Here is a 20,117-nt window from a genome sequence, read left to right as displayed (position 1 = left end):
CATGGCTGATGTGATAGAAAAGACAGAAATGGAACTTGAATATGAAGCGTTGCTCGCCCGCCTGAGGGAGGGGGAGATGGATGCGTTCCGTGATGCATTCTTCGATCTGCACACCTATGAGCAGAGTGAATTCTATCTTGAGCTCGAGGAAGAAGACCGTCAGAAGATGTACCATTTCCTCAGTCCGGAAGAGGTGGCGGAGTTCTTCGACAGCCTGGAGCTCGATCCGGAAGAGTACGACGCATTGTTTGAAGAGATGGATGCCCGGTATGCAGCAAGCATGCTCGGGGCGATGCAGTACGATAATGCCGTCGATATATTGAACGAAGTGACGAAGGAGAAGCTCACTTCATTCCTGACACTGATGGAGAAAGCGGATGCGCAGGAAATACGCAAGCTCATGAACTACGAGGAGGACACGGCCGGCGGTATCATGACGACCGAATTCGTCAGCGTGACCTCCCTCATGACTGTGCGTGAGGCCATGCGGCACCTTAAGCAGATGGCGCCTAATTCGGAGACGATCTATTATGTGTTCGTCGTGGACCCGGACCGGAAGCTTGCGGGGATCCTCTCCCTCCGTGAACTGATCATTGCGGATGACGACGCCTATATCGGGGACATCATGGTCGAGCGTGTCGTTTCGGCACGCGTCTCCGACGACCAGGAGGAAGTGGCCCAGATCATGCGGGACTACGATTTCCTTGCGATGCCGGTCGTCGACTACCAGGACCACTTGGTCGGCATCATCACGGCAGACGACATCATGGACGTCATGGCTGAAGAGGCCGACGAAGACTATTCCCGGCTTGCCGGTATGAGTGAAATCGAACCAACTTCCGACTCTTCATTCTCCACAGCTAAGAAGCGGCTGCCGTGGCTCATCGGCCTGACGTTCATGGGGATGATCACCGCAGCGATGCTGACGACATTCGAGGACACCCTGGCCCAGGTCGCGGTCCTCGGTGCCTTCATCCCCATCATCGGTGGTATGGCCGGCAACAGCGGCACACAGTCGCTGGCTGTGGCCGTCCGCGGTATCGCAACCGGTGAAATAAAGGACACAAGTAAAATAAAGCTGGCCCTCCGTGAGATGGGATCGGGTCTCATCACAGGACTTGTATGCGGCCTGATCATATTCGGGATCATTTCACTCTTGTATGACTCCTCTATTCTTGGTATCATCGTCGGAGTCAGTCTGCTGATTGCGATGACGCTGGCCACGCTGCTCGGAACACTCATACCGCTGCTGATGAGCCGGCTGAACATCGACCCGGCAGTTGCGAGCGGACCATTCATAACGACGGCAAACGACATCATCAGCCTGCTCGTCTATTTCTCGCTTGCGAATGCCTTCATGTCGTATCTGTTATAAGGAGTAACCTATGGAACATGGACCATCTGTAGTATCACTGGCGATCGTTGTGCTTGCGGCACTGCTTACGCCAATACTGATCAGCCGCCTTAAAGTAAGCTTCCTCCCGGTCGTGGTTGCAGAGATCATCGTCGGGGTCATCATCGGAAGATCATTCCTTGATATCGTCGATGCAGGTGACCCGTGGCTGAACATCCTCTCCACGCTCGGTTTCATATTTCTGATGTTCCTCAGCGGACTTGAAATCGACTTCGATGCCTTCACCCAGAAATCAACCGGGCAGAAGAAATCGAAGGTATTGAAACGGCCGCTGCCGAACACGCTTCTGCTGACCACCGGCATATTCATCGGCATCCTGACGCTCAGCCTGCTGTTTGCGCTCATGATGCGGGGATTCGGTGTATTTGACGACATCTTCCTGCTCGTCATCATCATCTCCACCATCTCACTCGGTGTCGTCGTACCGACACTGAAGGAGGCGAACCTCATCACGACGCAGATGGGGCAGATCATCCTGCTCGTCGCCGTCATTGCGGACCTCGCCACGATGATCATGCTGGCATTCTATTCCCAGCTGTACGCGGACGCCAGCCAGCCGATCTGGCTGATGACGATCCTCGTCGGCTTTGCGATCCTGTTCTATTTCCTGGGCAGGGTCATGAACCAATCGCACTTCATCAAACAGTTGAACAATGGCACAATGCAGATCGGCATCCGGGGCGTCTTCGCCCTGATCATCATGCTGGTGGCACTTGCTGAAGGGGTGGGTGCGGAGAACATCCTCGGCGCCTTCATCGCCGGGTGCATCGTCAGCCTGCTCAAGCCCGACCAGGACATCGTCCACAAGCTCGATTCATTCGGCTACGGGTTCTTCATTCCCATCTTCTTCATCATGGTGGGCGTGGACCTCGACCTGCCGTCCCTGTTCTCGGACAGCCGGGTGTTCATACTGATCCCTGTGCTGCTGCTCGCCTTCCTGCTCAGCAAGCTGGTGCCGGTGCTGGTACTGCTCAGATACTTTGATGCGAAGCGCGTTACAGCGGCAGGATTCCTGCTGACGTCGACACTGTCGCTCATCATCGCAGCAGCCGTCATCGCCGAGCAGATCGGCATGATCACGAACGCTGAAAGCGGCATGTTCATATTGAGTGCAGTCATCGCCTGCATCATCACGCCGGCAATCTTCCGTCATCTCTATCCTGAAGGTGAAAATGAAGACCGCGTCATCAATGTGACGGTCTTCGGCAACAACCAGCTGACCGTGCCGGTGGCCCACAGCATCGCCGGCGGTCTGTATCATGTGAAGCTCGTCTTCCACAAGAACTATTCGGATTCGAGGGAGCGGAGTACCGATAATCTGAGTTTCCATGAAATTCCGGAATACTCGGAGGAGGCACTCGATGAGATCGAAGCCTTCGATGCGGATATCGTCGTGCTCGGCGCCAATGATTCCGATATCAACTGGCGTGTTGCCGAAATGGCCGACAAGAAGGGTGTCGAGCGCATCATCTACCGCGTCGACGATCCGACGCAGGAGAGTGCCGTCAAGGAACGCGGCTACGAGCTGTTCTCGACGATGCTCAGTTCGAAAACGCTGCTGCGCGGCCTGATTGAATCTCCGAACATGATGCAGCTCCTCTCGGATGAGGATACAGCAATATATGAAATCCAGATGAATAACTACCGTTATGATGAGATGCTGCTCCGGAACTTCCCGTTCACCGGGGACATCATCTTCCTCAGGATACTGCGGGGCCAGGAATCCCTCGTGCCGCATGGCGATACGCCGCTGCATGTGGATGACCGCATCTTCATGACGGGATCAAGGGAATATGTCGAAGAGCTCAAGCGCGAGCTTGAACTTTATTGATGGGACAGGCGTGCATCCGACAGGGTCGGATGTGCGTCTTTTTTTACGCGGGCAATTGTTCCGGTGCCATCTTTTTTGTTGCATTCCAGCCCGAAAAAATGTAGATTAGTAGTAGGTACTAATAACAAACGCTAATTGATGTGCAGACTATTGCGCACAATTAACAAAAAGGGAGTTTATGACATATGAATCTCGAAGGTAAAACTTTTGTCATCATGGGTGTCGCCAACAAGCGCAGTATCGCATGGGGCGCAGCGCGGGCACTGGACCAGATGGGTGCAAAGCTTGTATTTACGATTTTGAATGAGCGTTTCAGACGCGAGCTGGATAAACTGGTCGGCGACCTTGAAGGCGACCACGACGTCATTGTTGAATGTGACGTCACGAACGATGAGCAGGTGGAAGCGGCATTCAACGAAATCAAAGAGAAGACAGGCGGCATCGACGGTGTCCTCCACGCCATCGCCTATGCAGGAAAGGATGAGCTGCAGGGCGGATATAGCGAAACGACACGGGAAGGTTTCAAGAATGCCCTCGACATCAGCGCATACTCACTCGCAGTCGTTTCCAAGCACGCCAAGACGATCATGAATGAAGGCGGCAGCATCGTCACGATGACCTACCTCGGCGGCGAACGCGCAATGCCGAACTACAACGTCATGGGCGTTGCCAAAGCAGCCCTCGAGTCCAGCGTACGCTACCTGGCCCTCGACCTCGGTGAATCCGGCTTCCGCGTCAATGCAGTATCTGCCGGCCCGATTCGTACACTGAGCTCTTCAGCAGTCGGCGACTTCAAGTCGATCCTGAAGGAAATCGAGGAACGCGCACCACTCAAACGCAACGTCGACCAGCTCGAAGTCGGCAATACGGTCGCCTTCCTGCTCAGCGACCTCGCAAGCGGCATCACCGGTGAAGTGCTCCACGTAGACTCCGGCTACCACATCATGGCATAGGTTGATAGAGATTGGATATAGGACAGCACCCTCAGGGGGTGCTGTTTTTTGTAGGGTTGGGAGTGATTGGCATGGTGGACGGTCGTCGGTTCAGGGTCTAATTCACCGTCGCAGGCGGAACGACGGCAAGTTGGAGGTTTTACTCACCGTCGCAGGCGGAACGACGGCAAGTTGGCGGGTTAACTCACCGTCGCAGGCGGAACGACGGCAAGTTGGAGGGTTAACTCACCATCGCAGACAGAACGATGGCAAATTGGCGGGTTAACTCACCGTCGCGGACAGAACGATGGCAAGTTGGCAGGTTAACTCACCGTCGCGGACAGAACGATGGCAAGTTGGCGGGTTAACTCACCATCGCAGACAGAACGATGGCAAGTTGGAGGGTTAATTCACCGTCGCAGGCGGAACGACGGCGAGTTGGCGGTTTAACTCACCGTCGCGGACAGAACGATGGCAAGTTGGCGGGTCAACTCACCGTCGCGGGCGGAACGACGGCGAGTTAACAGTCTAACTCACCCATCCCTCCACCCCCCGGACCACGCAAAAAAAAGCCTGCCACCCGGATAGGGTAGGCAGGCATGATCATCAATTTCTTTACTTTTTTAACCTTCGCCAAGCCTATATGTTTCATAGACTTGCCATACACCGTTTTCCAGCTGATAGAGGAGGCTGATTTTATCAAGCGTTTCCTTGTGCTGGATGCCGATCATGCTCAGATGGCCGAAGATGTCTTCATATTCCTGTGTTGTCTGGCCCTGTGCGATTGTAAGGTGCGGGACGAATGGGTGTTTGTTTTCACCATAGAAGTCACCGCTGTTCAATGCATCATGCAGGGATTGGAGTTTTTCATTCTTTTCCACCTTGAAATAGATGACGAGTGAGTTCGGTGAAAAGCTGGAAACCTTCTTGATTTCAATTTCAGTCGGCTCATGCTTTTTTGCAACTTCCTTCAGATATTTTGCAATTTCCTCTTTCTCGGATTCATCCGCTTCAAAACGGTCCTTGATCGTAATGTGTGGGGGAATAAGTGCGTAGTGTGCATCATATCTTTTTCTATATTGATTCACTTTATCTTGTAGTTCTTTGGATGGAAACATCGCTACCCCAAACTTCATCGTAATTCCTCCCTGTTCGATTATATAATCCATTATATCAAAGTTTTCTCAAAATACCACAATATTCTAACTAAGGAAGTGACGCAACGCCGGTTCAAGCTCAGGCTTCCAGGTCTTCCAGATATGGCCCCCCTCGAGTTCGCGGTACGTGTATTCGAGCATCTGTGTGGAGAGATATTCGTTGAGTTCGCGGTTCGGTGTCAGGAAGTCTGCCTGTTCACCCGAAATCGTTTCGAAGTCATCTTCCTCAAGTCCGATCGTATGATACAGATCGAGATGCATGAGTGTCATTTGCGATTTGAAGCGTTCGATGAATGCGTCATCGACGAATGGACTGAAGGCCAGTGCATTCGAAAAAGTCGCCGGATACTTGGCTGCGATTGAAAATGCAAAGCTGCCGGCCAGGGAATCCCCCATCAGTGTACGCGATGTGCCGACCTTCAGTGTCGGGAAATTTTCATCCACCCAGCTGATGAGTTCGTGGGCGACGAAAGTGATGAACGCCTCGTGATGCTCCCCGTTCGGGTCGAAGTAGTCATATCTCCAGTCGACGCTCGGGTAGGGCACACCAACGATGATGGCACGGTCGATCTCCTCGGCCTTCCTCAATTTTTCGTAGGCACGTTCAATCTGTCCATACCTGAAGAAATCCTGCGAATCGAATGTGATCACCACACGGTGTTTATAAAGATCTGAATAGTTTTTAGGCAGATAGTATTGTATTTCATATGTCTCTTCCAATGTCTCTGATTTGAAATCAATACTGTGTATCTTTCCTGGTGTCATGTCCATAATAATACCCCCTCATGGTCATTTTACCAATAAGGGGGTATGTCTGAAACATATAACTTCTACAATTTAACGATCGATGTTCTTGAAGTCCATGTTATACTCTTTTTCCTCTTCGAGGCGTTTCGGATAGTCATGATGCCAGAAGTCTGCTTCCTTCACCTCTGCTGGATCTGGTGAATAGACGGCGAACTTTCCGGAACCCTTCTCCTTCTTCTGGCGCTCGAAGTCCTTGAGCGCGGCGAGGGCCGGTTTCTGCAGGATCAGTATGGCGATGACGTTGAGCCATGCCATCAGACCGACACCGAGGTCACCCATGTCCCATGCAAGGCCTGCGGAGTTGATCGTACCATAGAATACGGATGCGATCAGCAGCACACCCAAGAGGATCTTGGTGATCGGCCAGCGGCCGTGCGTCAGGTAGACGAGGTTCGTCTCTGCGATGTAGTAGTATGCAAGGATGGTGGTGTAGCAGAAGAACAGCAGTGCAAATGAGATGAAGTAGGAACCGAAGCCTACGAAGTCAACATCAAATGTCTCCTGTCCGCTGAATGCCCGGTCGAGGCCGGCCTGCGTATAGGCGACCGTACCGCCATAATTCTCTTCACCGTCCGGCGATACTTGGTGTACACCGCTGTCGACGATGAGTCCGTCCTCACCGTCGGATACGTTGTACATGCCCGTCATGAGGATCATGAGTGCCGTTGCTGTACATACGAAAAGCGTATCGACATATACCGAGAATGCCTGGACGAGCCCCTGCTTTGCAGGGTGGGAGACTTCAGCAGCACCGGCCGCGTGCGGTCCTGTACCCTGTCCGGCTTCATTGGAGTAGATGCCGCGCTGTACGCCGATTGCAATCATGGCACCGATGATGCCGCCGAACTGCTGCTCCATGCCGAAGGCACTTCTGAAGATGAGCGCGAACAGTGCCGGCACATCCTGGATGTTGATGATGACCACGATGATGGCGATGAAGACATAGATCAATGCCATGAACGGCACGACCGCGGAAGCGACACGTGCGATGGATTTAATCCCGCCGAAGATGACGAGGCCGACGAGTACGACAAGTGCTGCACCGATCACCCAGTGCGGCAGCGGGAACGAATTCGTCATGGATCCTGCAATCGAGTTGGATTGGATGCCCGGAAGCAGGAATCCTGTGGCAAGGATCGTCACGAGTGCGAATATGGCGGCGTAGATCTTGCCGAGCTTGCCGCCAAGTCCTTTTTCTATGTAGTAGGCTGGGCCACCACGGTATTGGTTATCTTCATTCTGCTTGTAGATCTGGGCCAATGTGGATTCCACGAATGCACTGCCCGCCCCCAGGAAGGCGATGAGCCACATCCAGAATATTGCGCCGGGACCACCGATGAAGATGGCTGTTGCAACACCGACGATGTTACCTGTGCCGACACGTCCTGATAGTGATACCGCGAGTGCCTGGAAGCTTGAAATGCCGACTGGTGATTTCTCCCCTTGGAACATCAGTCTGATCATTTCCTTGAAGTGTCTGATCTGGAAGAAGCGCATCCTCAGGCTGAAGTAGAGCCCGACAGCCAGAAGGCCGTAAACGAGTGGTGAACTCCATACCAGACCATTCAGAAAATCTACGATTGTCTGCATAGTTATTTTCCCCTTTTCCCCTTTGTATTGAAGATTCTGACAACATTTATATTACTGGTACATTATGCATTTGTCCATATAAATTTTATTGGAATGTGTATTTTTATGATACACTGTATACAAATTTCAAAATGAGAATGAAGGAGCAATCATATGACGAATAAAGTCTGGTTCCAAACCGGTATAGCAATCATAATCACGCTTTTGATCATCATGCTCGTCATCCGGGTCCAGGTCGTCTTCGAACCGGCATTGACGGTCGTGACGACGATATTCGTGCCGCTGCTTCTGGGCGGCCTGCTCTACTACATCACCGAGCCCATACAGCGTCTGCTGGAGAGGCGGGGGGTAGGGAGGCTGACGAGCATCCTTGCCGTGTTCGTCATCATCGTACTTGTGCTGACGGCGCTTGCCATGGTCATCGTACCGATGGTTACCCAGCAGGTGCAGAACCTGATCTCCCGTGCACCGGCGATCCAGAACGATATACAGGATCTCTTCAATGTCATCCTGTCCTATCGGGACCGGCTTCCGATCGATCCCCAGCAGTATGTCCAGGATGCCCTGGATCAGGGATCGCAGATGCTCTCCAACCTGGCGAGCAATGCCTTCACGATCCTGACGAGTACGGTGAGCATCCTGATCACGCTCATCCTGATTCCGTTCTTCTTCTTCTTCATGCTGAAGGACCACGAGAAGTTCATTCCATCCATGGTCTCCCCATTCAGCGGGACGACGAAGCAGTTCATGACAGAGGTGATGTATGATGTCGACCGTACACTGCGTGCCTTCATACAGGGGCAGATGCTGGTCAGCTTCATCCTCTGCATCATCCTCTACATCGGATATGCAATCATCGGCCTGGATTATGCATTACTGCTCGCGATATTCGCGCTCTTCATGAACCTCATCCCTTTCATCGGTCCGTGGGTCGCCTTCCTGCCGGCAGCGCTCCTTGCTGTCATACAGGACCCGATTCTGCTGCTCTGGGTATCGGGCATCACACTGGTCGCCCAGCAGATCGAAAGCAACCTGATTACACCGAACGTCATGGGCCAGACATTGAAGCTGCATCCGCTCACGGTCATCACCGTGGTGCTTGCTGCAGGAAATATCGCCGGATTCATCGGCATGCTGATCGCCATACCGACTTATGCGGTCGTCAAGACAATCATCCAGAATATTTGGCGCTACCGCACGAACCTCAGAAAGACGATGCTTGCGGAAGCGAACGACGCCGGGACGGAGTGACCGGCATCAATATGGAGGCGGGGTAGCCCGCCTCTTTTTCATGGAATATTTTAAAATGAAAGACCTGCACCGCTTGCAGGGAGAAGAAAATGGGTAAATGGGATAGTAGAAGCCTATAGGGGATGATGTCATGAAAGTCACCATTGTTGGAATGTGGAACAGCTTTCCGAACGGTACAGAGCCGACATCCGGCTATCTTTTGGAGAAGGACGGGGTCAGGATACTGCTGGATGCCGGCAGCGGCATCGCAGGCGGTATACAGAAATATATCGGCATACATGATCTGGACTATATCATCCTATCCCACTATCATCATGACCATGCGGGAGACGCCGAAGCGTTCATGCTGGCACGCAGGGTGGCCAGACAACTGAAGCGCGTCGACCGCAACCTCAAAATATATGGACCGGAGAGCGGTGCAGCTGCAAAGACGATCCGCCGGATGAAATACACCACCTTCCTGCCGGTGAAGGCGCATAAAGCCTATACCATCGGTCCGTTCAGATTCGAGTTCCACCGTAACGAACACTCAGTCGAAACCTATGCCATAAGGGTTACGGACAATGATGGTGCGGTATGTGTGTATACATCGGATACATGCTACCGCGGCAGTCTCGTCCGTTTCTCCTTTGGAGCAGACCTGCTCCTCGTCGACAGCAAGCTGTATGAAGGATTCGACGGGAAAGTGGAGGGTCACATGAACGCCGAAGAAGCCGGCCGGCTCGCCTCCAAGGCCGATGTCCAGCAGACGGTCCTCACCAATCTTCCACATCATGGGGAACGGGAAGTCCTGCTCGACAGTGCCAAGCAGCACCCGGCCGGCAAAATAATGCTGGCAGAAGCGGGCATGACAGTTGAAATCTAGAAATGAAAACGGTCTGAACCCGGTTGGGATTCAGACCGTTTTTTGATGTTGTGATGATTGTTACGGGTTTGGGCCTCCAACTCACCGTCGCACCCATTCCGACTGCAAGTTCCAGCCAACCACACATCATCCGACATCCCTTCTCCTGAAGAACAGTACGCCGAGCGCCATCAGGACGATGCCGATGGCGACAACGCCACCCCAGGCCGCCCAGTCCATGGATTCCTTCGGCACTTCGGCCAGGTGATGGAACGGCGTCGCCATCCGCCACACATCATCAAGGTTGAGGATGAGGCCCAGGTAGTTGACGAAGAAGGAATAGAGCAGATAGAACCAGACGATGATGTGGAGGCGGGCCGATATGCCGATCAGCAGTATCGACAGGCCGACGAAAAGGACGACGGCTCCGCCATAGTTGACGGCGATGAGCATATAGTCGCCGAATGTCATATCGATGCCTTCGGCGTTCATGCTGGCGCCATACATGCCAAGCATGGCGACCGCGATGCCGATGAACCCAGTCACGACTGCGTAGATGCCGTGGGAGAGGAGCATCGTCCGGCGGCGGATGCCGGCACTCTCCAGCCATTCGAGGCGTCCGTGCTTCTCCTCGCGCAGAATGCGTCCGGAGATCATCAGGGCTGGGATGATGCCGATGATCGAAGTGATCAGCACGAGCACGCTGATGAACTGGGTGACGATATCCACTCCGGCAGCAGCCATGCTCTCTTCAAGGAATTCATTTCCCCCGATGAACGTATCGAGGTCGGCGAATATCGAGCCGTATGAGGCGCCGATCAGTACCATGCCGATGAGCCAGCTTGCAACAAGTATCTTCATGCCGCCCATCATGAGCCGTGGATAGGATCCGATCGCACGCGGCTTTTTATTCATGGTGAAGTTCAGATAGGCATCATCGAGATCCCTTCTGGAAAATAAAATCCACGCGAGGCCGAAGAAGAGCAGGATGATGAGGAATGGCAGCAGCCAGACGACCTCATTGCCCGCAAACGGCTCGAGCCGTGTCAGCCAGTTGTATGGTGATACGACGGACAGGTCCGGACTTGCGACATCCGTAATCGCACGGTAGAGATACAGGAGGAGCAGGACGGAAAGTGAAACCCCGAACGCCCACTCTGATGCCGGGAAGAGCTGTGCGAATACGAGCGTCAGTGCATAGAACATCAGCCCGAACAGGCTGGTGCCGATGGCATACATCGCACTGCCTGCAAATGTGAACGAGTCGTCCGGTGACAGGGACAGGCCGGCGAAGAGCACGAGGCCGAGGAGTGCATTCATGCCGGCCCCGATGAGGAGCTGCGTCATGAAGATGGATTGGCGTGTGATGCCTGCGCTGTTGACGTATTCGATCAGTCCCCGGTCCTCCATCTTGCGGCTGACCGAATTGGCGATCATGACGCCGAACAGGCCGTGGATGACACCCATGAATACGAGCATCTCATGGCTGAACATGATGGCGGTTGTGTAGGCGCCTTCCGGCACGGGACCGACCATCGCAATCAGCGCCGGGTTGTCCAGCGTCTCGCGGAGCAGTTCGCGCTCTGTGGGATCGTCATACAGTCCCAGGAAGGCGTAGGGGACGATGAGCGTCAGTGCGCTGATGCCGATGACCCATAGGAGTATGCGGAACCATGCATCATCCAGCGTCAGCTTAAGGAAATGTCTCATGACTGTTCATGCCGGCCTTCGTAGTAGCGCATGAATATGTCCTCGAGCCTCGGCGGCAGTGATTCCAGATGGCTCGGCTGATGGGGGACGAGTGCCTGCAGGAAATCGCCCACCGCATCGTTGTCCACCCGCATGTGGACGCCCGTCTCCGTCACCTCATAGTCATGCACATAGGGGAGTTCCTTGAGGGCGCCAAGGTCGCCTTCCGCCTGAATGACATATTCGGTCCGGGTGATATGGCGCAGCGTTTCGAGCCGTCCGGTTTCGATGATCTGACCTTCACGGATGATGGCGATGCGGTCGGCCAGCTTCTCCACCTCAGACAGGATATGGCTTGAGAGCAGGATGCTCCTGCCATCCTTTTTGGCCGCCGTCACCTCTTCATGGAAATTACGTTCCATCAGCGGATCGAGGCCGGAAGTCGGCTCATCGAAGATGAGCAAGCGGGCATCGGAAAGGAAGGCGCATATCAGGGCCACCTTCTGCCGGTTCCCCTTGGAATAGGCCTTGCATTTCTTCGAGGTGTCGAGGCGGAACCGCTCGACCAGCCGGTCCTTGTGTTCCATGTCCGTGTAGCCGCGTACTTTCATGAAGAAGCGGATGACCTCTTCACCGGTCAGGTTCCCCCACAGGTTGATGTCCCCCGGAACGTAGGCGATGTTCTGCCTGTAGTGCCGATTTTTGTTGATCGGGGTGCCGTCCATCAGTATCTCTCCGGCATCCGGGGTGAGGGCGCCGATGATCATGCGCAGCGTCGTCGATTTTCCGGCACCGTTCGGCCCGATGAAGCCGAAGATTTCGCCTTCCCTGAGCTCGAATGATACATCATCTGCAGCGACTGTTTTGCCAAAGCGTTTCGTCAGACCTTTCAGTTCAAGTACTGTCATTGTGCTGCCTCCTTATAGTAGAGCTTGCGCATTGTCCCAAGGTAGCCTTCGAACCGGTCGAAATAGACGTCGATCTGTCCGAAGTCGATGCCTTCCGCTTCGAAGTGCTGTTCCATTTCCCTGATGTAGCCGTCGAATGTCCAGCGGATCATCTTCATCATCGTCTCCCGGTCGATGTCGGGGCGGAACAGGTCCATATCGACCTTCTCATACATCGCAGCAAGGTTCGATTCCCGCAGTGCCTGCAGCGACTGCTGATAGTCGTCGAGCATCTCCGTATCGTAGAACATATGGGTCACGAACTGGGAAACTTCAGGATGCTGGATGAAATATTTGTGTTTGATGCGCGACAGCCTGGCGAGCCTCTCGATGAAGCCCTCCTCCTCGAGCCGGATCTGATCGAGGAGATGGGTGGTGAAGTGGTCATAGGCATACTTCGCAGCGCTCAGGTAGAGCGACTGCTTGCTGTCGAAATAGTAGTAGAGCATCCCTTTGCTGATGCCTGCCGACTTCACAATGCGATTGGTCGATGCCTGCTTGTAGCCATGTTTCGAAAATTCGGCCATGGCAGTCGTCAGGATGTGGTACTGCTGGGCGTCATCCAGCTTTTTGAATGGCTTTTTCATGGGCACCTCCTTTATATTGACCAACCTGGTCAACTTCATTATATTCCTATTGACCGATGTGGTCAATGACTTTTTACACACAAGGTTTCGATATATGGAACAGCATGGAAAAGGAGGACATTCATGAATCCAATCGATTATCTTGTGGGCAAAGGCTTCAGGGTCACATCGGATCCAACCCGCTACAGGAGCGGGATATGGGGGAAGCGGGATTATACGGTGGACGGCTACAATTACGACGCATACTGTGGCGGATACCACCGGGCATACGATCTCGCCAAGTCACACCTGGCACCGGTGCCGGCGGTATGCGGCGGAGTGGTGGCTGCAGGCACTGCGCGGCACGGCAACTTCGGGGGGACGGTGGTTGTTGCGAACAGGGCGCTCGGCATCCAGGTGATCTACGGGCATCTCGACCGGAACCTCAAAGTCCGGATCGGCCAGATCCTCCGGCAGGGCGATACAGTCGGGCTCCAGTCGAACACGAACTACAGCAACGTCACGATGGCGAGCCATCTGCACATCCAGTTCCAGCATTACGGCTACATCGCAGGGGAGCGGGCCTTCGTATGCAGCGGCATCGATCCATTGAAGATAGACATCCCGGAAGATGACGGGCCGGATACCTGGCTGTGGCGGGGACACTTTACGGCAGACAGCCGCATCCGCATCCGTGACCATCCATCGAAGCAGGCACCAGCGACGGGTATCGTCACGCCGGGGAGGAAAGTCCGCTTCGACAGTCTATATGTCAATGAAGGGCTGTGGTGGATTCGCATGACGGGTGATGGTGGACAGAAATGTATTGCAGTCGGAGAAAAGCAGACGGGGGTCAACTTCCGCCGGGCGGATGCTCTGGGCCGTCTGTGGGGGAAGGTCGGCGGACTGGATACTTCACGGGGCAAAGCAAAGAAGGGCTGAAGTCATTAGACTTCAGCCCTTCTTTTGATTTCATCGGCGGTTTTCGATGCGGGGTGAGGATTTTATTTCCTGGTCCAGCTTGTAGAGCAGTCGGTTGATCTCCACCTGATTGACGGCTTCAACGAGGAAATAGGCGATGATCGTGTAGACGGTGATGACGGCGATGAGCAGGATATTGCTCTGGATGACGCCGATGACGAGTGCCGGCATGATGACGAGTGCGAAGAAGACGAGGAACATTCCGAGGCGGTTGCCATATATGGCACGCTGGGCATCCCTGAGCTGATCCGAATACTTCTGGTTGACCCGGTCCATATTCACATCCCGGTCGTCCCGATAGACTTTGGTGATGTGTACATCACCGCCATATTCATCTTTTGTGTAGCGCAGATCCATGTGTGAATTGTCCCATGTCAGATACTTGAAGAAAGCCAAATAATTCACCCCAATCTTTATTTGCAATATTCTGTTAATATTATATAATGAAATCATCTATTTATCAAAGGGGTGTTGATTATGGCAGAAAAAGGACCTGACGATAAGCAGTTTTCGAGACGTGATTTCCTCAAGACCACCGGCGTTGCGACAGGCGGCATCATTGGCGGATCGCTGCTCGGCGGCTTTGTGGGATTCAACATGGCGGACTCCGGAAGCGACACGGCCGAGAACGACCAGGGCACCGGCGGGGATACGGCGCAGCAGGGCCAGGAGAATCCGGGTCGGATCTTCTTCCATAATGATGCTGAGTTCGAAACGATCTCGCAGGCCATGGAGCGCATATTCCCGGAAGACGACATGGGACCCGGGGCCATTGCACTCGGCGCCCCCTATTTCCTGGATATGCAGCTGGCCGGGGAATACGGCAACAACACCAAGGAATATATGCAGGGGCCGTTCTATGAAGGCGAACCGACACAGGGGTACCAGTCCAGGCTGAAACGGGCAGACCTGTTCAGGCTGGGCATCGAACGGCTCAACACCGAGTCCAACGACCAGTTCGACGACGATTTCAGCAACCTTGACGGTGAGGATCAGGACGAGATACTGACTCGCTTCCAGGAAGGGGAGGCGGACATGGGGGTACCTGCAGCCACGGCCAAGCCCGAAGACTTCTTCGGACTCCTGCGCTCGGCGACGATCGAAGGCGTCTATGCAGATCCCCTCTACCGCGGCAACCGGGGCATGGAGGGCTGGAAGATGAAGAACTTCCCGGGCCACCAGCACCAATACATCGACCGCATCGACACCGGAAGTTTTGAAGAGATCGATCCGCAATCATTGTATGGGGGGAATGGCTAATGGCGACAGAATTGGATAGAGTGGATGTAGTGACGGTCGGTGTCGGATGGACAGGCGGCATCGTAGCGGCGGAAGCGGCGAAGGCGGGACTTCAGGTCGTCGGCCTCGAACGCGGCAGGGAGCGCGGGACTGAAGACTACCAGAACATTCATGATGAATACAAGTACGCGATACGGTATGAACTCATGCAGGATGTCTCGAAGGAGACCATCACCTTCAGGAATACCCCCGACCAGCGTGCGCTGCCGATGCGTCAGATGGGCTCCTTCCTGCTCGGTGAAAACCTCGGCGGTGCAGGGACGCACTGGAACGGCCAGACATGGCGCTTCCTGCCATATGATTTCGAGATCCGGAGCATGACGGAGGAGAAATATGGTGAAGAGAAGCTGATGGAGGACGAAGGATACCGTCTGCAGGACTGGGGGATTACATACGACGAACTCGAACCGTATTTCGACAAGTTCGAGAAGACGTGTGGCATCTCCGGCGAAGAAAATCCGCTCGGCGGGGAGCGGTCGGATGCCTATCCGACACCGCCGATGATCAAGACCCGCATACTCGAGATGTTCGAGGAAGCATCTTCCGGGCTCGGCCACAGCCCGATCATGATGCCTTCTGCGAACTTGAGCGAACAGTTCGAGAACCCGGATGGCGAAACGATCGCGGCCTGCCAGTACTGCGCCTTCTGTGAGCGCTTCGGCTGTGAATACGGTGCGAAGTCCTCGCCGGAAGTGACGGTCATCCCGACAGCACGCAAGACGGGCAACTTCGAAGTCCGGACGCATGCCAATGTGGTGGAGGTACTGACGGATGAGGAGGATGACAGCCAGGTCAGCGGCGTCAGATACGTCGATACGCGTACGGGTGAAGAGTTCATCCAGCCGGCGGATGTCGTGGTGCTGAACAGCTACGTGTTCAACAACTACAAGCTCCTCAGGGTGTCCGACATCGGCCAGCAGTATGATCCGGAGACGGAAGAAGGTACACTCGGCCGCAGCTACTGCTACCAGATCTTCGGCGGTGCGACGGGCTACTTCGATGAACAGTTCAATACATTCATGGGAGCCGGCGCATTGGGCATGGCATTCGATGATTATAACGGGGACAACTTCGACCACGAGGACCTCGACTTCCTGCACGGCGGCAACATCTCGATCACCCAGACCGGCAACCGTCCGATCGCTACGAACCGGATACGCCCGGACACGCCTTCCTGGGGCAGCGAGTTCAAGAAGGAGTCGATCGAAAGTTATACACGTACATTGAGCGTTTCAGGACAGGGGGCGACCCTGCCGCATAAGGACAACTACCTCGACCTCGATGAGGAGTACACCGATGTCTACGGTGTGCCGCTCGTCCGATTGACATATAACTTCAAAGATCAGGACAGGGCACGCCATAAGTACCTTGCAGAACGTTCTGCAGAAGTGCTCGAGGAGATGGGGGCGTCGGAAGTCGTACAGAACAGTGAGCTCGGCGACTACAGCATCGTCCCTTACCAGTCCACGCACAACACAGGCGGCACGATCATGGGCGACGACCCTGAAGTGAGCGTCGTGAACAACTGGCTGCAGCACTGGGATCGCGACAACCTGTTTGTTGTCGGTGCCGGAAACTTCGTCCATAATGGAGGGTATAACCCGACTGCGACAGTCGGTGCACTTGCCTACCGCTGCGCAGAAGGCGTGATCAGATTCGCGGAGGAAGGCGGACGTCTCGAAGAAGAGTAGGTGATATAGATGGATCCATACCAAAATCTGAACGTCAGTCCGGTACACAAGCGGAAGGCCGAAAAGAACAGGAAGGCCCAGGAGGAGAAAGCTTCAGGGGGTTCCGGAGGCAGCGGCGGGGGTGGAAACGGCAATGGACCGCGCAATCCGCAGGAGCCGGAGGAACCTAGGAAAAGGAAAAAGGTGAGTACGGAAGATCCATATGCGCCGCTCATGGATCATATCGAGGATCTGCGGAGCCTGCTGATCAAATCGGCTGTCGTCTTCGTCCTGTGGTTCTTCGTCATATTCATGACGGTCGGCTGGTGGTTCCCGGTCGTCTCCAAGGGCGCCGACATCATCGTGCTCGGCCCCTTCGAGGTCATCCGGTTCTACATCCGGACTTCAGCAGCCATGAGCCTTGGGCTCAGCCTGCCGTTCATCTGCTGGTTCCTCTGGCAGTTCGTCCGGCCCGGGCTGGTCGACAAGGAGACCCAGTTCCTCAAGGGGTCGCTGCCGGTCATGCTCGGGCTGTTCCTGGTCGGCCTCTCCTTCGGTTATTTCGTCGTCCATCCGATCAGCTACTTCTTTCTGATAGAGATGGGGCAGATCAACTTCGATGTGCTCGTCACAGCGGATGAGTACATGTCATTCCTTTTGATCACGACGATTCCGTTCGGACTGATCTTCCAGCTGCCGATTGTTGTTCTATTCCTTAATCATATAGAATTGCTCGATTCCGATCTCATGAAGAAATCCAGAAAGTTCGCCTACTTCGGGCTGCTTGTCATCACTGCACTCATTGCACCACCCGATTTCTTCACCCATCTCATTACACTTTTGCCGATGATCGGATTGTATGAAATCAGCATCATCCTCGTCAGACGAAAAGAAAGGCGCACCGCACAGAAAGAGAGAGCAGAAGCGGAGGCAGCCTGATGTGACCGGGGATTATGGAGGGCCTTCGGCCCTCTTTTTTTGGTGGGCGGATCCTGGCAGCCGCATCCTCCTATAAATAAATCACACGCGAATCGCATATAGTGGTGCAGTATTTGTTATAGTAGAAGAAATGAGAGGGAACAGAAAAGGAGATGGAAACATGCAGAAAGTAAGAAAAGCGGTCATTCCGGCTGCAGGACTTGGAACGCGGTTCCTCCCGGCGACGAAGGCGATGCCGAAGGAGATGCTGCCGATCCTCGACAAGCCGACGATCCAGTACATCGTCGAAGAGGCGGTCGAAGCGGGCATCGAGGACATCATCATCGTCACCGGCAAGCATAAGCGGGCAATCGAGGACCATTTCGACCATCAGATCGAGCTTGAAATGAACCTCAAGAAGAAGGAGAAGTTCGAACTGCTCGAAAAGGTCGAACATGCGACCGGGCTTGCGAACATCTTCTATGTCAGGCAGAAGGCACCGAAAGGACTCGGCCACGCCATACATACAGCCAGACAGTTCATCGGCGATGAACCTTTCGCCGTTCTGCTCGGGGACGACATCGTCGATAACGAAGGCGGCACCCCTGCAATCGGCCAGCTGATCGAGCAGTACAACGCGTGCCACAGCCCAATCATCGGGGTGAAGCAGGTGCCCGAATCCGAAACATCCCGCTACGGGATCGTGGAATTCGACCGCCAGGAGGGCAACCTCTACCATCTCTCCGACATGTTCGAAAAGCCTGCCCCTGGCGTGACCGACTCCACACTGGCGATCATGGGCCGCTACGTCCTCACCCCCGAGATATTCGACCACCTCGAAAAAGGGGAAGTCGGCGCCGGCGGAGAGATCCAGCTCACAGATGCCATACGCGCCGTCGCTGAAGGCGGCGGGGATGTACATGCCGTCGATTTCGAAGGCCGCCGCTACGACGTGGGTGATAAGACCGGATTCGTCAAGACGACGATCGAATACGCACTGAAATCCGACATGAAGGATGAACTCCTGGATTTCATGGCGGAAACTCTGGAGAAGAATGAAAACGCAGGCAGACGGCAGTAAAGATGAAAAGCGGCATGACCCTGATCCCGAGAGGATGGGGAGTCATGCCGCTTTTTTATTTTGCCTGAAGTGTAAAACTGCCCAAAAAATAAAAGAGCAAAACGGCCATTTTCCTCCATATATATAATAGGAGGTGTTTTATGTTTTTGACGGACAGGAAGAAATCGAAGGAACTTAATTTTTACGAGGTGCTTGAACGGCGCACAGCACTCGGGGAGGGGGAGAGGAAGACGCTGAAGATACTGCGCCAGGGATTCGAAGGCGAGCAGTCATATGACCGTCTGTGGGAGGAGGTCGGCCATGACCATCTGCTGATCTTCCGCGACATCTGGATGAAAGTGGAGAATGCCACACTGCAGATTGATGGGTTGATTGTGTATGGAGATCGTCTGATCGTCAACGAAATCAAGAATTACAGCGGCATGTATCAGTATGCCGACGGCAGCTGGTCGGTCAACAGCTTCCAGATTTCAGAGGATCCGGTCGCCCAGGTCAGCCGCACCGCCGGCAAGCTCATCCGACTGAAATATGGCGGCGGACATGGCCATCCGTTCGAAGTCGACAGGAAAGTGGCATTCGTCAATCCGAACTTCAACCTCACAGTCGATACGGAAGAGAGTAAAAATCACATCATCACCCGTCCCATGCTGAAATACTACATGCGCGATGTTGCACGCCGGCGTTCCGGAGCTGACGCGTCAGCATTGTCGGATACCATCCGGAACTGCATCATCGAAGATCCGATGGCATTGCCGGAAGTCGATGTGGCCCGGATTCGGACGGGGTTATATTGCGGGCGATGCAGCAGTTTCAAGCTGACCCTTGACCGCTACCGGTCACATTGCACGTCATGCGGGCATCAGGAAACGATAGAGTATCAGACGGTGCAGTCAATCATCGATTTTGCCACTTTATTTTCTGAAGAAAGTCTCAGCAAAAAGGGTATTCGTTGGATTACCGGGGCGGGGGTCAGTGACCGCAGGATAGAGCGGTATTTGAATAAATACTGTACACTTGTGAGAAAAGGGAAGCATTCAACTTATACGATTGACACCTTAAATCTTGGAGACCTGCTGAAAATGAAGGGATACAATTCCAAATATGAAAAAGGTAAACGAATTCTGGTGGATTGAGGTGAAA

18 protein-coding genes are annotated in these 20,117 nt (G+C 54.1%); 11 read left to right on the top strand and 7 right to left on the bottom strand.

Features of this window, described 5'->3' with window-relative positions; translation table 11 throughout:
- The first annotated feature begins 1 nt into the window (after window position 1).
- From mgtE to fabI, 3 genes are all read left to right on the top strand, one after another.
- The gene (mgtE, locus tag LLU09_RS05400) at window positions 2–1,375 is read left to right on the top strand and encodes a magnesium transporter (RefSeq protein ID WP_228310820.1); all 1,374 of its coding nucleotides are present in this window, start codon (window positions 2–4) and stop codon (window positions 1,373–1,375) included.
- 10 nt (window positions 1,376–1,385) lie between these two features.
- Window positions 1,386–3,245: a cation:proton antiporter family protein gene (locus LLU09_RS05395; protein WP_228310818.1), complete on the top strand. Its 1,860-nt coding sequence runs from the start codon at window positions 1,386–1,388 to the stop codon at window positions 3,243–3,245.
- Window positions 3,246–3,430: 185 nt separating this feature from the next.
- On the top strand, window positions 3,431–4,198 hold the full coding sequence (gene fabI, locus LLU09_RS05390) for an enoyl-ACP reductase FabI (RefSeq protein WP_094906520.1): 768 nt from the start codon (window positions 3,431–3,433) through the stop codon (window positions 4,196–4,198).
- Window positions 4,199–4,800: 602 nt separating this feature from the next.
- Here the strand turns inward: fabI and LLU09_RS05385 are convergent.
- From LLU09_RS05385 to LLU09_RS05375, 3 genes are all read right to left on the bottom strand, one after another.
- A complete protein-coding gene (locus LLU09_RS05385) occupies window positions 4,801–5,313 on the bottom strand; it encodes a YjcG family protein (RefSeq protein WP_040104964.1) in 513 nt (170 codons plus the stop codon).
- Between the two features lie 66 nt (window positions 5,314–5,379).
- Window positions 5,380–6,105: an alpha/beta hydrolase gene (locus tag LLU09_RS05380; RefSeq protein WP_228310817.1), complete on the bottom strand. Its 726-nt coding sequence runs from the start codon at window positions 6,103–6,105 to the stop codon at window positions 5,380–5,382.
- Window positions 6,106–6,171: 66 nt separating this feature from the next.
- Window positions 6,172–7,731, bottom strand: a complete 1,560-nt coding sequence (locus LLU09_RS05375) for an alanine/glycine:cation symporter family protein (RefSeq protein WP_228310815.1) — start codon at window positions 7,729–7,731, stop codon at window positions 6,172–6,174.
- 153 nt (window positions 7,732–7,884) lie between these two features.
- Here LLU09_RS05375 and LLU09_RS05370 point away from each other — a divergent pair, with 153 nt between their 5' ends.
- Both LLU09_RS05370 and LLU09_RS05365 read left to right on the top strand, forming a co-directional pair.
- The gene (locus LLU09_RS05370; protein WP_228310814.1) at window positions 7,885–8,982 is read left to right on the top strand and encodes an AI-2E family transporter; all 1,098 of its coding nucleotides are present in this window, start codon (window positions 7,885–7,887) and stop codon (window positions 8,980–8,982) included.
- 130 nt (window positions 8,983–9,112) lie between these two features.
- Entirely contained in the window at window positions 9,113–9,847 is a 735-nt protein-coding gene (locus LLU09_RS05365) for an MBL fold metallo-hydrolase (RefSeq protein ID WP_228310812.1), read from the top strand.
- Between the two features lie 126 nt (window positions 9,848–9,973).
- On the opposite strand, the gene LLU09_RS05360 is transcribed toward LLU09_RS05365, so the two are convergent.
- From LLU09_RS05360 to LLU09_RS05350, 3 genes are read right to left on the bottom strand one after another with little or no spacing between them, the layout of a single operon-like run.
- Window positions 9,974–11,536: an ABC transporter permease gene (locus LLU09_RS05360; protein ID WP_228310811.1), complete on the bottom strand. Its 1,563-nt coding sequence runs from the start codon at window positions 11,534–11,536 to the stop codon at window positions 9,974–9,976.
- On the bottom strand, window positions 11,533–12,423 hold the full coding sequence (locus LLU09_RS05355) for an ABC transporter ATP-binding protein (RefSeq protein WP_228310809.1): 891 nt from the start codon (window positions 12,421–12,423) through the stop codon (window positions 11,533–11,535). The genes LLU09_RS05360 and LLU09_RS05355 overlap by 4 nt, the downstream gene beginning before the upstream one ends.
- Window positions 12,420–13,049, bottom strand: a complete 630-nt coding sequence (locus tag LLU09_RS05350) for a TetR/AcrR family transcriptional regulator (RefSeq protein WP_228310807.1) — start codon at window positions 13,047–13,049, stop codon at window positions 12,420–12,422. Before LLU09_RS05350 ends, LLU09_RS05355 begins: the two co-directional genes overlap by 4 nt.
- Before the next feature lie 123 nt (window positions 13,050–13,172).
- Between LLU09_RS05350 and LLU09_RS05345 the strand changes: the two genes are divergently transcribed.
- Entirely contained in the window at window positions 13,173–13,970 is a 798-nt protein-coding gene (locus tag LLU09_RS05345) for a M23 family metallopeptidase (RefSeq protein ID WP_228310805.1), read from the top strand.
- Between the two features lie 30 nt (window positions 13,971–14,000).
- Here LLU09_RS05345 and LLU09_RS05340 read toward each other — a convergent pair whose 3' ends face one another.
- Window positions 14,001–14,405, bottom strand: a complete 405-nt coding sequence (locus LLU09_RS05340; RefSeq protein WP_228310804.1) for a hypothetical protein — start codon at window positions 14,403–14,405, stop codon at window positions 14,001–14,003.
- Window positions 14,406–14,486: 81 nt separating this feature from the next.
- Here LLU09_RS05340 and LLU09_RS05335 point away from each other — a divergent pair, with 81 nt between their 5' ends.
- The 5 genes from LLU09_RS05335 (at window position 14,487) to LLU09_RS05315 (ending at window position 20,110) form a co-directional block, all read left to right on the top strand.
- Window positions 14,487–15,269, top strand: coding sequence for a gluconate 2-dehydrogenase subunit 3 family protein (locus tag LLU09_RS05335; RefSeq protein WP_228310803.1), 783 nt, complete (start codon window positions 14,487–14,489; stop codon window positions 15,267–15,269).
- Window positions 15,269–16,999, top strand: coding sequence for a GMC family oxidoreductase (locus tag LLU09_RS05330; protein ID WP_228310801.1), 1,731 nt, complete (start codon window positions 15,269–15,271; stop codon window positions 16,997–16,999). The genes LLU09_RS05335 and LLU09_RS05330 overlap by 1 nt, the downstream gene beginning before the upstream one ends.
- Before the next feature lie 9 nt (window positions 17,000–17,008).
- On the top strand, window positions 17,009–17,917 hold the full coding sequence (gene tatC / locus LLU09_RS05325) for a twin-arginine translocase subunit TatC (protein WP_228310799.1): 909 nt from the start codon (window positions 17,009–17,011) through the stop codon (window positions 17,915–17,917).
- A gap of 160 nt (window positions 17,918–18,077) precedes the next feature.
- Entirely contained in the window at window positions 18,078–18,977 is a 900-nt protein-coding gene (gene galU, locus LLU09_RS05320; protein WP_228310797.1) for a UTP--glucose-1-phosphate uridylyltransferase GalU, read from the top strand.
- 140 nt (window positions 18,978–19,117) lie between these two features.
- On the top strand, window positions 19,118–20,110 hold the full coding sequence (locus tag LLU09_RS05315; RefSeq protein WP_228310793.1) for a nuclease-related domain-containing protein: 993 nt from the start codon (window positions 19,118–19,120) through the stop codon (window positions 20,108–20,110).
- The last annotated feature ends 7 nt before the right edge of the window (window positions 20,111–20,117 follow it).

The organism is Salinicoccus sp. RF5 (assembly GCF_020786625.1).
Taxonomy (GTDB): domain Bacteria; phylum Bacillota; class Bacilli; order Staphylococcales; family Salinicoccaceae; genus Salinicoccus.
This window is presented reverse-complemented; position numbering and strand designations above follow the sequence as displayed.

Coding starts and splice junctions, on each gene's coding strand:
- mgtE (WP_228310820.1), top strand. CDS start 2: ATGGCTGATGTGATAGAAAAGACAGAAATGGAACTTGAATATGAAGCG.
- LLU09_RS05395 (WP_228310818.1), top strand. CDS start 1,386: ATGGAACATGGACCATCTGTAGTATCACTGGCGATCGTTGTGCTTGCG.
- fabI (WP_094906520.1), top strand. CDS start 3,431: ATGAATCTCGAAGGTAAAACTTTTGTCATCATGGGTGTCGCCAACAAG.
- LLU09_RS05385 (WP_040104964.1), bottom strand. CDS start 5,313: ATGAAGTTTGGGGTAGCGATGTTTCCATCCAAAGAACTACAAGATAAA.
- LLU09_RS05380 (WP_228310817.1), bottom strand. CDS start 6,105: ATGGACATGACACCAGGAAAGATACACAGTATTGATTTCAAATCAGAG.
- LLU09_RS05375 (WP_228310815.1), bottom strand. CDS start 7,731: ATGCAGACAATCGTAGATTTTCTGAATGGTCTGGTATGGAGTTCACCA.
- LLU09_RS05370 (WP_228310814.1), top strand. CDS start 7,885: ATGACGAATAAAGTCTGGTTCCAAACCGGTATAGCAATCATAATCACG.
- LLU09_RS05365 (WP_228310812.1), top strand. CDS start 9,113: ATGAAAGTCACCATTGTTGGAATGTGGAACAGCTTTCCGAACGGTACA.
- LLU09_RS05360 (WP_228310811.1), bottom strand. CDS start 11,536: ATGAGACATTTCCTTAAGCTGACGCTGGATGATGCATGGTTCCGCATA.
- LLU09_RS05355 (WP_228310809.1), bottom strand. CDS start 12,423: ATGACAGTACTTGAACTGAAAGGTCTGACGAAACGCTTTGGCAAAACA.
- LLU09_RS05350 (WP_228310807.1), bottom strand. CDS start 13,049: ATGAAAAAGCCATTCAAAAAGCTGGATGACGCCCAGCAGTACCACATC.
- LLU09_RS05345 (WP_228310805.1), top strand. CDS start 13,173: ATGAATCCAATCGATTATCTTGTGGGCAAAGGCTTCAGGGTCACATCG.
- LLU09_RS05335 (WP_228310803.1), top strand. CDS start 14,487: ATGGCAGAAAAAGGACCTGACGATAAGCAGTTTTCGAGACGTGATTTC.
- LLU09_RS05330 (WP_228310801.1), top strand. CDS start 15,269: ATGGCGACAGAATTGGATAGAGTGGATGTAGTGACGGTCGGTGTCGGA.
- tatC (WP_228310799.1), top strand. CDS start 17,009: ATGGATCCATACCAAAATCTGAACGTCAGTCCGGTACACAAGCGGAAG.
- galU (WP_228310797.1), top strand. CDS start 18,078: ATGCAGAAAGTAAGAAAAGCGGTCATTCCGGCTGCAGGACTTGGAACG.
- LLU09_RS05315 (WP_228310793.1), top strand. CDS start 19,118: ATGTTTTTGACGGACAGGAAGAAATCGAAGGAACTTAATTTTTACGAG.